At 39.4% G+C, this 12,029-nt stretch carries 13 protein-coding genes and 4 pseudogenes; 7 read left to right on the top strand and 10 right to left on the bottom strand.

The window, feature by feature from the left end; translation table 11 throughout:
* The 3 genes and pseudogenes from IQ242_RS06655 to IQ242_RS06645 all read left to right on the top strand — a co-directional run.
* A pseudogene (locus IQ242_RS06655) lies at positions 1-291 on the top strand (hypothetical protein); the annotation flags it as partial.
* A gap of 350 nt (positions 292-641) precedes the next feature.
* Positions 642-1,715, top strand: a complete 1,074-nt coding sequence (locus IQ242_RS06650) for an NAD(P)-dependent oxidoreductase (RefSeq protein ID WP_193959428.1) — start codon at positions 642-644, stop codon at positions 1,713-1,715.
* 78 nt (positions 1,716-1,793) lie between these two features.
* A complete protein-coding gene (locus IQ242_RS06645) occupies positions 1,794-2,999 on the top strand; it encodes a class I SAM-dependent methyltransferase (protein WP_193959427.1) in 1,206 nt (401 codons plus the stop codon).
* A gap of 41 nt (positions 3,000-3,040) precedes the next feature.
* Here the strand turns inward: IQ242_RS06645 and IQ242_RS06640 are convergent, their stop codons facing one another.
* From IQ242_RS06640 to IQ242_RS06625, 4 genes are read right to left on the bottom strand one after another with little or no spacing between them, the layout of a single operon-like run.
* Positions 3,041-4,138, bottom strand: a complete 1,098-nt coding sequence (locus IQ242_RS06640; protein WP_193959426.1) for an N-acetylneuraminate synthase family protein — start codon at positions 4,136-4,138, stop codon at positions 3,041-3,043.
* A 49-nt stretch (positions 4,139-4,187) separates the two neighbouring features.
* Positions 4,188-4,841 carry an HAD family hydrolase gene (locus tag IQ242_RS06635; protein WP_193959425.1) on the bottom strand — a complete coding sequence of 218 codons (654 nt, stop codon included), beginning with the start codon at positions 4,839-4,841 and terminating at the stop codon, positions 4,188-4,190.
* A 7-nt stretch (positions 4,842-4,848) separates the two neighbouring features.
* On the bottom strand, positions 4,849-5,592 hold the full coding sequence (locus IQ242_RS06630) for a bifunctional 2-polyprenyl-6-hydroxyphenol methylase/3-demethylubiquinol 3-O-methyltransferase UbiG (protein ID WP_193959424.1): 744 nt from the start codon (positions 5,590-5,592) through the stop codon (positions 4,849-4,851).
* Positions 5,593-5,623: 31 nt separating this feature from the next.
* Positions 5,624-6,811 carry an FkbM family methyltransferase gene (locus IQ242_RS06625; RefSeq protein ID WP_193959423.1) on the bottom strand — a complete coding sequence of 396 codons (1,188 nt, stop codon included), beginning with the start codon at positions 6,809-6,811 and terminating at the stop codon, positions 5,624-5,626.
* A gap of 236 nt (positions 6,812-7,047) precedes the next feature.
* Between IQ242_RS06625 and IQ242_RS06620 the strand changes: the two are divergent.
* Positions 7,048-7,287 (top strand): annotated as a pseudogene (locus IQ242_RS06620) (transposase); the annotation flags it as partial.
* A gap of 150 nt (positions 7,288-7,437) precedes the next feature.
* On the opposite strand, the gene IQ242_RS06615 reads toward IQ242_RS06620, so the two are convergent.
* The 6 genes and pseudogenes from IQ242_RS06615 to IQ242_RS06595 form a co-directional block, all read right to left on the bottom strand.
* The gene (locus IQ242_RS06615; protein WP_228020852.1) at positions 7,438-7,695 is read right to left on the bottom strand and encodes a hypothetical protein; all 258 of its coding nucleotides are present in this window, start codon (positions 7,693-7,695) and stop codon (positions 7,438-7,440) included.
* The gene (locus IQ242_RS06610) at positions 7,692-7,937 is read right to left on the bottom strand and encodes a UPF0175 family protein (protein WP_002770804.1); all 246 of its coding nucleotides are present in this window, start codon (positions 7,935-7,937) and stop codon (positions 7,692-7,694) included. Before IQ242_RS06610 ends, IQ242_RS06615 begins: the two co-directional genes overlap by 4 nt.
* 154 nt (positions 7,938-8,091) lie before the next feature.
* Positions 8,092-8,187: pseudogene (locus tag IQ242_RS25900) on the bottom strand (LamG domain-containing protein); the annotation flags it as partial.
* A gap of 164 nt (positions 8,188-8,351) precedes the next feature.
* A complete protein-coding gene (locus IQ242_RS06605) occupies positions 8,352-8,720 on the bottom strand; it encodes a hypothetical protein (protein ID WP_193959422.1) in 369 nt (122 codons plus the stop codon).
* Positions 8,721-8,991: 271 nt separating this feature from the next.
* A complete protein-coding gene (locus tag IQ242_RS06600; protein WP_193959429.1) occupies positions 8,992-9,417 on the bottom strand; it encodes a PIN domain-containing protein in 426 nt (141 codons plus the stop codon).
* A gap of 770 nt (positions 9,418-10,187) precedes the next feature.
* Positions 10,188-10,517, bottom strand: a complete 330-nt coding sequence (locus tag IQ242_RS06595) for an NAD(P)H-quinone oxidoreductase subunit M (protein WP_002768583.1) — start codon at positions 10,515-10,517, stop codon at positions 10,188-10,190.
* Positions 10,518-10,797: 280 nt separating this feature from the next.
* On the opposite strand from IQ242_RS06595, the gene rpsO reads away from it, so the two are divergent.
* The 3 genes and pseudogenes from rpsO to IQ242_RS06580 form a co-directional block, all read left to right on the top strand.
* Positions 10,798-11,067 (top strand): 30S ribosomal protein S15, encoded by a 270-nt coding sequence (rpsO, locus tag IQ242_RS06590; RefSeq protein WP_002741886.1) that lies wholly within the window; start codon positions 10,798-10,800, stop codon positions 11,065-11,067.
* A 24-nt stretch (positions 11,068-11,091) separates the two neighbouring features.
* Positions 11,092-11,556, top strand: a complete 465-nt coding sequence (locus tag IQ242_RS06585) for a PAM68 family protein (RefSeq protein WP_002788032.1) — start codon at positions 11,092-11,094, stop codon at positions 11,554-11,556.
* Positions 11,557-11,614: 58 nt separating this feature from the next.
* Positions 11,615-12,029 (top strand): annotated as a pseudogene (locus tag IQ242_RS06580) (3-deoxy-7-phosphoheptulonate synthase); the annotation flags it as partial.

Below are 12,029 nucleotides of genomic sequence, written 5' to 3'. Positions count from 1 at the left end.
GGAGAATTAGATGTTTATTGTTTAGTGGCAGGAAAGTATGAGCAGCAGTTGCCAGACGAGAATAATCGTTACTGGATAAAAGAACTTAATTTGTTTATTGGTATCTGGCAAGGAAGCAAAGCTGAATTTACTACTAATTGGTTGCGTTGGTGGGATAAGTCGGGAAATTTGTTATTATGGGGGAGTGAACGAGTCGCACAAACTGAAGATCAACTCGAACAGGAGCGAATGTTACGGCAAAAATTAGCTGAAAAATTAAGAGAATTAGGCGTTGAACCAGAAACCTTGTAGCATACTTGTCAAATGCTGATAAAATCATGGCAGGAATCTTCTGGATTGGGCTATTTCTAGGATTAACGGAGGAGATGTTAGAGTATGTAACAGCGATTATCCGAGAGTTTTGTCGGAGCGTAGGTAAATTTGCATTGTTCGCATTTTTTGGAACATTTTTATTTTTTTGGATGTTTTTTGCGACCAAGAATTTTAGTCAATCTCGTCAATTAGACAATATAAGCAACTTGTTTGTTATCTCTTTTTTAAGTTAGCCTTTTCTTCTCGCATTGGATAGAGCGAATGTAGAACTCTATTGCTTTTTATTTTTGTGTGGATTTGTCTTTTTCTATGAAATGGATTGGCTGAAGATGCAACCTAACCTAACAAATGACTTAAATCATATTCTTGCCCACACTAAAGACCTCTGGGAAGAATTGCGGGGACAGCGGATATTTATTACTGGAGGTACAGGCTTTTTTGGCTGTTGGCTTCTGGAGAGTTTTATCTGGGTCAATGATCGGCTAGACTTAAAAGCATCGGCAGTGGTTTTAACCAGAAATCCTGATAGTTTCAGGCAAAAAGCTCCTCATTTAGCCAATCATACCGCTATTCAATTCCATAGCGGTGATGTTAGGTCATTTCAGTTTCCTGAAGGGGAGTTTTCTTATATTATTCATGGTGCCACTGAAGCGAGTGCCAAGCTTAATCAAGAAGATCCCTTACTAATGTTTGATACGATTATTGAGGGAACAAGGCATACTTTAGAATTTGCTAAATTTTGTCAGGCTAAAAAGTTCTTATTAACCAGTTCCGGTGCCGTTTATGGCAAACAACCCCCTGAGATAACCCATGTTTCCGAAGACTATTTAGGCTCTCCTGATTTAACTAATCCGGGTTATGCTTATGCAGAAGGAAAACGGGCAGCAGAAATGCTCTGTACTCTTTATGCTAAACAACAGGGATTAGAAACGAAAATTGCTCGTTGCTTTGCTTTTGTCGGTCCCTATTTGCCCCTGGATGTCCATTTTGCTATTGGTAATTTCATTCGAGATGGTATGACGGGGGGTCCGATTCTCATCCAGGGGGATGGAACTCCTTATCGTTCTTACCTCTATGCGGCGGATTTGGCGATTTGGCTGTGGACAATTTTGTTTAAGGGAAAATCATGCTACCCTTACAATGTCGGTTCAGATGGGGATTTGACTATCGCTGAACTGGCGGAAGTTATTGCCAGTACATTTGCATCAAAAGTTGAGGTAGTTATAGCAAAAGAACCTATCCCGGGTAAAGCTGCTGAACGTTACGTTCCTTCAGTCCAGAGGGCTTTTGATGAGTTACAACTTAAACCCTTGATTTCCCTAGGGGAATCAATTATCCGAACAGCTAGTTATACTAAATCCGTTGAGCATAGGCTACTCATAAGGACAGGCAATAGGCAATAGGCAAAAGGGGGAATAAATAATCAGTTTTTAATAACCAGATTTACTATTATAATTCATCAAGATTTTAGGATTTACATCATGAATCAGAAAAAATCCCTGCGAAATTGTCCAATTTGTCAAGAAGAAAATGGGGAGATTATTCACACACAAAATTTTGTTTTACCTGAAGGTCATCCCCTCTCAAATGGATATGATATACTGTGTTGTGATCGCTGTGGTTTTGTCTATGCTGATACAACAGTAAGTCAGAAAGATTACGATATTTTTTACGCCAAATTATCCAAATACGAGGACAAAAAAACCGCTACGGGAGGAGGGGAATCTCCCTATGATGCCGCACGACTTCAAAAAACGGCTGAATGTATTGCTGAATTTTTACCGGATAAGAGCGTTCGCATTTTAGATATTGGCTGTGCCAATGGTGGGTTATTAGGCTATCTTAAAAAACTAGGATATAACAATTTATGTGGTTTAGATCCATCTCCTGCTTGTGTTGAGAATACAAAACAGCTTTACGGAATAGAAGCTTATGCTGGTTCTATTTTTACGCCTCCTCAAGATTTAGGAGATTTTGATCTTGTCATTCTTTCTCATGTGTTAGAGCATATACAGGATCTGAAATTTTCTGTAAAATTAATAGAACAATTAATCAAAGTCGGGGGATATCTATATGTAGAAGTTCCCAATGCTTCGGGATATGTTGATCATGTTTTTGCACCTTTTCAAGATTTTAATACTGAACATATTAATCATTTTTATCACCCCCATTTATCAAATTTATTAATTCAATTTGGATTGACCAATAAGTTAATCGGAGAAAAAGTTTTTGATGTCTCTCCGGGGATGTCTTATCCAGCCATTTATAGCTTTTGGCAGAAGCAAGAGTCTAATTCATCGGAATTGGTAATTTATCCTGATAAAATGCTCAAAGAAAGAATACTGCTTTATATTGAAAGCTCCAAAAAAACTATGACTGATATAGATATTAAATTACAGTCAGTGTTAGAGGATGCTGCCGATGTTATTGTTTGGGGAACGGGACAATTAGCCATGAAACTACTGGCCGAAACTTCACTGGCAAAAGCCAATATAGTTGCTTTTGTTGATGGAAATCCCATTAATCAAGGTAGTGTTATTTCAGGGATTACGGTGCTATCACCCCATCAAATTCAATTGAGAGAGATGAGACAGCCGATTATTGTAACCTCAATTTTATCTCAAGAAGCTATTTACAATGCTATCCAAAAAATGCAGCTGCCTAACCCAGTTATTTTATTGAGATGATCAAAGGCGAACTTAGCAATTAGTTCACCTTTCCCTCAAAATTAAATACCCCGTTGATAGATAATCTTTCTGAGATTATCGTTAGTTGAATAAGGGCTATCAATGGAGTCAATCATAATGGGTTCATCCTTGTTGCAGGCCCTAGTTAATATTTCTCCTGACATTAACTCCCGGCAAGAAATCTGTCCTTTCTGGAGAGGAACCGCCAAGTATAGATCTTCATTGATGCGGTCATGGTTGAGAATGTAACCTTCTGGCAAATCCCTTTTAGCGTAAACTCCTCGAACTAGCGCATCAAGATACTTAATTTCTCTTTCAGGGGGCATTCTTTTTTGAGTACCCGGCGCGCCACACATTTCTTTAGCTTTTTGAAAAGCTTTAAACCAAATATCGACTTGTTCGGGTAAGGAACAATAAGGAGAGACAGGGACTCCATCCATCTCAATATCGATATGCCTTTCAAAAGTTCTCGCACCCTTAGCGTAGGCTATCAGCATTGAGGATGTCCAATCAGTATATTCATGGGTTGAAAAACCAATGACATGATTGGGGTAGCGATTTTTTAAATAATCGATTTGATTCATCTCTAGCTCAGAATCTTCGGAAGGGTAGAGAGAAACACAATGGTTAATAGCCAAAGGAACATTACGATTTTCAAAGAAGATGACTAAATCATCTATATCCTTGAGAGAAGAACCTCCCGTTGACACAATTACCGGTTTGCGAGTTTCGGCGATTTTCTCAATTAAAAACCAGTCGTTGAGATCTGAACTAGCGATTTTAATAATGGGGATCCCCAGTTCGACACAAAGATTAACAGACTTTTCATCAAAAGGAGTTGCCATCGGAATACAGCCACTTTGACGTACTGCTTTCACTAGAGTTGCGTAATCATCTTCTGTCATTTTTGTATCGAGAGTTTTCTTGATATAGCGAATATCAGTCCTGTCCCGAAAATCTCGATGAATGAAATTGTCCACATCTCTGAATTGAAGCTTGAGCGATGCTCTGACACTATTAAACCTAACAATTCTAGAGAAGTCAGTGATAATTTTTAATCCTCTCTCTAAACTACCCCAATGATTATTGGCAAGTTCTAAAACAAAGAGTTCGTCAAAAATATCGCGGTTAACAGACATTGGATAATCCTCCTTAAAATTAGACTTTATTATTCCCTTGCATGAAAAGCTAATGCTTGATTAGACCTATCAATTCGGGAAAACTATAAATTTTACATAACTGCTCGGAAGTTTCAGATTCGTGTACTTTTCCATAGCCATAGGTAGCAGCAATGAAACTAAGTCCACAGGATTTAGCTGCCTGAGCATCATCACGAGAATCTCCCACCAAAATAGCAGATTGTTGATTGATTTGGTACTTTGTCAAGATATGTTGACAAATTGCTGATTTAGAGGGATAGGAATGAGTTCCCGTATCTGGAGATACAACATCGGCAAAAAAATGTAGCATCTGGAGATGATCTAAAATTTTAAAGGTTGGGTGGCTAGGCTTGTTAGTAACAATAAACATTGTAATATTCAAGTCCGCCAATTGGCAAAGAGTTTCTACAACCCCTTCATAGATATCGGTTTTTTCCCAACCTTCACTATCGTAGCTTTTGCGAAACTCCCGGGTTAAATCATCAATCAGATCTGGATCAGAATTGCCGATCATCTGTTTGAACATTTCGGCTACAGGGGGGCCAATTAAGCTTGTAGAAATCTGATCTAGAGCAAAGCCTGGAAGTACAGATGACAACGCTTTTGTTAGAGAATATTTAATTCCCCTCGACGAATTAATGAGTGTACCATCTAGATCAAAGAATATATTTTGGATTTTCATATCAGTTTTAAGGTTTATAGGCAATAATGCCAACTCCCTCCCGACCATCATCTTGAGCATCAGGTAAGTAATCGATACGAGAAATGAACCCTTTTCTCTCAACTATAAGACCCATCTGGGTACAGACACGCGCTAATATATCTGGATCTAGAGTATGAAAAAAGTTGGGCAAATTGGGAGCCAGTTCTGTGGGCATAAATTGGGGAAAGTTATCAATTTGTCCCGGCCAAAAATCGCCCCGATGCTTTCTTTCTTCATAGATAGGTAAAAATGATTTTAAAAATCTATTATAGGGAGTATCAGCAATCAAATAAACTCGACCCCCAGAACAAAGCCAACGGGACATATTACGGACTGATTCCTCAATTTCTGCCCCGGTTAAAAAGTGTAGGACTCTTGAGCAGAGGATGGCTCCCAAACTTTCCTGCTCCAGATTAATCTGATCGGGTAAAGAGCCTTGTAACAATCTAAGACGATTTTTTTGGTGAGAAGGTGTTTTTTGAAGACAAATTTCTAGATGCCGCCAGTCTGGATCACAGGCAATCACTTCCGCACCTGTTGCTAAAGCCGCTAAACTTGCGATCCCGTAAGCTGCCCCGATATCAAGACAAGCTTTGGGAGCCAAGGGAGCAAACTTGACAAAAGCTTCGGTATAAGGATCTATCCAAGCAGTCATAAACCCCATCAAGTTTAGGGTGGGGATGAGCATTTCAGAAACGGGATCAGGCATCTCTACAGAGTTAGACGACATTTAATTGAGTTTCTCCTCAAATTAACGGCAATTAGGCTTCGCTGGTAAAGCGAGAATTAGGAATAGCATAAAAAACTAAATCTAGACCATCTTCACCATGAGGCTCAAGAAAATAAGAGTAATCACTACAAATACTATTTACCAATAAGGGGATTCGCCAGAGATGATCCTGTTGATGGTAAACAGAAAGGGCTAAGATTGGATGATATTTCTCAATTATGTGACTTCCCCCTAGAAGAGTATCGATTTCTGCCCCTTCAATATCCATCTTGATAAATGTGGGTGCTTCATCAGCGAGAATTTCATCTAGGGGAATTGAATCTACTTCTAGCTCGCCTTCCGAGGAAATTGCTGATGCACCAGAACCCGTAGCTAAAAATCGAATTTTTTCCTTTTTTTTGCCTGTAGCGTTTTGATATACTACGACTTTTTCTTGAATTACATTATCTAAATTCGAGATATAATCTTTCAGCTTCTCAACATTGCTTGGATCGGGTTCAAAACAGATGATTTTCTCAAAGGAATCTTTCTGAGTGTTAATTAAAGTTTTAACCGTATCACCATCGAAAGCACCGCAGTCGATAAAAACTTCATAGCTCAGTAGTGGCAAAAGGAGCTTCGGTAAATATTGGATTTCTGTGGATGATGATAAATGATCAAAATCGAGGCAGATTCTCCACTTTAGCTGATTCAGATATTGTTGTTTAGAATAATCATCGCTTAAGAGACTAAAAACAGCTATTACATCGTCTAATTGTTCATAAATCTTGTGAGGTAAATCTATGCCGTAATAAGGCAGAAAAATAGCTGGATATTGCCAAAAAAGAGTGATAAAAGAAGTAACATTTAAGCAGTTAAGTTGGTGCAACTGATCTCTGAGTAACACAAACCGGCGATTTCTCCCTGGACTCCAAATTGTCACTATAAACAGAGCATTATCACCATATTTTTGAGCAGCAATTTCAGGAGAAAGAACCTCAACCCCTTCAATCTTTGTATTCCAGATAGCCGCATTATTATCAGCAAAAGCCACTGGTTCTATGCCAACACTCCGCAAACCAGCAAGACACTTTTTGCCTAAGTTGCCAGCACCAAACAACACAATCTGTCCTTGAGATTTTTCGAGCAATTGCTCGAAAAGAGAACTTTCATAATCTTTTATAGAAGCAATTGGTTTTTTGAGTAAATTTTCTAATTCGAGCAATAAAGAAGAAGACATAAGTTACCACATCAGGGAAATAAAGCTAGTCCTACCCAACTACCTAGTGTAACATGGTAAAAAGATTCTAGTGTTTGTTCGTCGGGCAGTTCAAACGGGGATTGTTGCTCAAGGTACACCAGATTACCATCCTTGTCAAGGATAATTTATAAAATTGCTGGTGGTGATTCGGTAGTAAGCTAAAACGCACTTAAACCACCTAAAATAGAAATAGTAACTTGAGAAAAATTCTACTTATGCCAGCTAAAGATTTCCTAGATTTAGAAGAAAAGAAAAACTTACAAAAAGCTCTTAAAGAAGAAGAAAGAGCAGAAGTTAGGGAAATAATTTTAATGTTTCTCTTGCTGAACGACGGAAAAACTCAACGAGAAATAGCTGATTTTATTGGCTGTTCACTCAAAACGGTCGCCCATTGGTGCGTTCACGGCGATCCTAACAATTTAGAAAGTCTAGAAGATGGGAGAAAAAATGGAAATCAGGCTCTTCGTTACTTGGTATGATTCGATCAGGGGGCATAAATCGACTAAATCCTTATAGGGCAAGAGACTCAATTGATTAGCTCGTTCTAGATAGAAAACAATTGGCAAAAATCGAAGCAATGTCTTTCTATGTAAGGGTTTTATCCTTTATAACCTCCCTCCATTGCATAACACAAACCGAAGAACCTGTAATTCTTCTAATAATAACCGATTCTCTAACTCTCGCTTTTCTATCCAGGATAGGGTTTGAACTTCAATAGTGCCAGGAACTGAATAACCTAATCCTGTCATTTCTTCATAAACAGCCACTGGAATAATAATTGTTCCATAGATATCATGGAGCAAGTTAAGATAGCCGATAGCAGCTAAACTGGTAATCGGAGAGGTGTTACTAACAACAATCACAGATCACCTAAGGTTTTTAAGGTTTGTAATTCTTGTTGCCAATCTACACTATCATAATTTACACAAATATTCCTCTTGGCGACTTCTTGACGAAATTCAATTAAAGATAAGTTGGCAAAATCAGCCGCTTTTGCGCTACTGATATGATAGTCTCTAAACATAATGATTGCCAGTTCTAGTTGCAACAGTTGCTCGTTTTTTCCTGTTGCTTGTATAATTTCGTTGGGAATCACAATAGTCATTAAAAATTAAAATATTTGTACAAACCGCCCCATTATATCACAAAAAAATACTTGTGATCGATTAATTAATAAAAATTAATGAATAGAAACATGGACAAAAAATAACCCCTCTACTGACTGAATAAAGGGGCATTTATGGTATTTTAGAAGCAATTTAGCCAACTTTTGTGGTTTCTTTTTCAGTGGATTGGGAGGATTTTAGTTTGCGCTTCAGGGTTGAAGCTGCGCCGATAGTGCCGAGGGAGAGGAGGAAAGTTATAATTTGAGGAACACTATTAGATATGTAGATATGATTAGATAAGGTACAATAAAAGATGAAGATGCACCTACTTAAGCCATGAAACAAGTTCTCAAAAATATTGAGGTATCAGAGATTCCCACACTAATCGATACATGGATAGATATTCCTGTAAATTAATCGATAGTAAACAATGTTGTGAGTCCCGCAGTTGTTCCTATGGAATAATATGTATTGACTGGAACACCATCTAAAGCTGGTATGGCTAAAGAACAACGATGGAAAGTTTTATCAAGAAATTTTTTGTACATACATCTTTTTACCGATTTCACGGGTATCAGGCAACTAACCCTACTGGAAGTTGCACCAGGAATACCTGGCACTATCGAAAATCTGCCATGATCATTTATACACTTATATACTTGACCAGATTGAGCTATTAAAAAGTCTTTGTTTTCACTTAAGTTAAATGTTTTAGCTTGTCGAGACACAGTTAGTCCCAATAAAGTTAATACAGCCGTTATGTATATTACACTTGTTTTCATTAATGTATCTCCTCAAAGTGCGATCGCCCCCTTGCAGTCAGATTAAGCAACACCCCAACCCAACACCAATGGGAGATAGCAGAAGCATACACACTCCCCCCCCACAACTGTATCAAAAGCTACAGTTTAATAAATCTTTACATTCTTCTTCCTAGCTTAGGGATTGACAGGGGAAGGAGTCTCAGGTGGTTTCCCCTGTTTTACTCCTTCTCAGGCGAACTATCGCCTTTCGTGAGGGATTGTGGTGCGGTATGTCGGATTTGCTGCCTAATTATTGGGAATTAATGAAATCTTGAGGATGAACGATGATAATATTGGGAATAGGGATAAAGTCATCAGGATTAAAGGTTAATAAATGGGTAATGTTAGAAGCTTTCATAACAGCAAGAAGCCTAATATCATGAGTGCGTTTTCCTTTAATGTTGTAGATGGTGACTAATTGAAACCAAAGGGGAAAAATATCCGGCGTTTCTGCAATTAATGTAAAGTTATCTAATAAATCATTGACATAATTTGTAGCTTGTGCTGGAGTCCAACCTAAACCATTAACATCAAGGGGGCGGGTTGCAACTACCCAAAATTCAATTAAAACTTGAGGAATAATAACACATTCATTAGCTGTTTCAACGATTTGAGTAATTACATTATTAGCAAGAGAATAAGTTGCTGAAGACGTATCAGCCGCCCGAAGCAAAATGTGGTTCTTCGGTTTGTGTTATGCAATGTACGGGGGTTATAAGGGATGGAACCCTTATATAGAAAGGCATTTAGCGATTTTTGTCAATTGTTTTTTATCTAGAGCGAACTAATCAATTAAGTCTCTTGCCAGATAAGGATTTAGTCGATTTATGCCCCCCCTATCGAACCATACCAAGTAACGAAGAACCTGTTTTGATTTGTAAATAACAGCATAAGGTTGGCTGATATAATCGATTAATTCATCCATGTTTCAATAAATCTTTGCTTTCAACCACCCGATCACTTCATTTGTCTGGTCATCTGTTAAATATCCGATCGAGCCTTTATATCCTATTCTAATTCCTTCTATTTATTTTAAATATATTTCGACCGTAATATATAAAAGATTGCTTGACACAGAGTATTCTGCTGATTTCTTCACAGGTTTTACCTTCGAGAGACATCTACATCTTTACTGAGAGCGCTCGTTTCAGTTCTCTTGAATCCATTACACTTTTTATAAATAGCTCTAATTCAGCTATTTGTGATTCCTTGCTTTGCTGCTCCAATCCTGTGTAATTCATTTTGTATTTGGTATAATGGCTCTTCTCGACTTTGTGTGATAATTTTTGCTTATGGAATCGTGAAATGCTTATCGGGCAAGACTTTTAGGGCTATTTTGCGGATATTCTATCAGTATAGACCTCGTTTCCACACAGAAACCAGAAGAGCCGTGATGCAACTTCCCCACCCTTCTAGGTGTCCAGGTGGGGACTGACGCGGAATTGTTCACCCTAATTTTGGTAAACCCATACTATAGTTCTGGACTCTGGCATTGAGATTATAGCTAATTTCGCCTTTTTGCAGGAGAGAACGGATAAAATGTTCTAGATCTGAACCGATGCGACGGAGATTATATTCGCTCAGTTCTTCCCCATTGTAGGACTCTACCAATTCATCAAACTTACTATAAACCTTATTGAGAGCCACTTCTTCCCAATTAAATTCATTATCGGGATCCACATCAAGAGTCAAGACATGGTTACTCTCGATTAGTTGATTATTTTTTACTTCAGCCGTATAAATGCGAATATGACGGGTCGTGGATTTTAACAGCATGGAATCTTCAGGGTAAGTTAGACGCTATGTCTAAGATTTTGCCATGATTTGCGGCAATGGGGTGTGGGAAGTGGGGAAGTGGGGAAGTTGTCTCATCACCCCAAAACCCTATCACCCCAAAACCCTATCACCCCAAAACCCTATCACCCTATCACCCTATCACCCTATCACCCTATCACCCCAAAACCCTATCACCCTATCTCCCGAACAATGTTTACGGATCGACCAGAAACGTGATACTATAATAGATTGCAGTATTTAAGCAGAGATCACGAGTCCTATGGCCTTAACCCAGACCAAGAAACAAGAACTAATCAGCCAATATCAGTCCCACGAAACCGATACAGGATCATCGGAGTTACAGGTAGCTTTCTTAACCGAGAGAATCAACCAACTGACCGAACACCTGAAAGCTAACCCAAAAGACCACGCTTCCCGTCGGGGATTACTCCAGATGATCGGTCGTCGTCGGGGACTGTTAACCTATATCCAGAAGAAAGATCAACAACGTTATCAAACCCTGATTGGTCGTCTCGGAATTCGCCGTTAAGCTTACCCCCTTTGCATCCCTACCATGGCCTCTGAATCGAAATCGACGGAGAAAAAAGAACGTCTCCCCTTTGAGCCGCGCCAAAATAAGCGAAAAACCCCGAAAATTGCCCCTAGTCCCGTGCCACCGCCGATAAAAAATCGCTCCGAGGAAACCAGCTTAAAGGCGATTCCGCAAGTGGTCAGTCAACGGATGGCCAAACGGATGGCGGTATTTTGCGGCATTCCGACAGTATTGGGGATAACTTCCTTTTTTGGCTTCTACTGGATTATTAGCCACAATCTTCTCGAAATCCCTTCCTACGTCGCCATGCTCGTCAGTTTAAGCCTGTTTGGTCTAGGTTTTATCGGTCTGAGTTATGGCATCTTCTCCGCTTCTTGGGATGAGGATCGGGTGGGGGATTGGCTAGGATGGCAAGAATTTCAAGCTAATTTTGGTAGAACGATCGCCGCTTGGCGGTCCGGCAAAAAAGAAGTGGAAGAAAAATAGATAACCTCTAGAAATCGTCAACAATAGAGATTAAAGGAAACAATAAAAGGTTAATGCCATGATTGTTGTCATGAAAGTTGGTTCCCCGGAAATTGAAATCGAGCGCATCGGTGCCGAATTCGAGGCATGGGGATTAAGTCCCGAGAAAATCGTCGGTAAGCATAAAGTTGTCATCGGTTTAGTCGGAGAAACCAGGGAATTAGACCCCCTACAAATCCAAGAATTAAGCCCTTGGATCGAAACCGTCCTACGAGTCGAACAACCCTTCAAACGCGCCTGTTTAGAATACCGTCACGGGGAATACAGCGAGGTTTTAGTCCCCACTCCTAACGGTGTTATCCCCATCGGCAGAAATCATCCCGTTAGCATTGTCGCCGGCCCCTGTTCGGTGGAAAATGAGGCCATGATCGTGGAAACTGCCAAACGAGTGGCGGCAGCCGGAGCGCAATTCCTCCGGGGGGGTGCCTACAAAC

The sequence above is a fragment of the Microcystis sp. LEGE 08355 genome, from assembly GCF_015207185.1.
Lineage (GTDB): Bacteria > Cyanobacteriota > Cyanobacteriia > Cyanobacteriales > Microcystaceae > Microcystis > Microcystis panniformis.
This window is presented reverse-complemented; position numbering and strand designations above follow the sequence as displayed.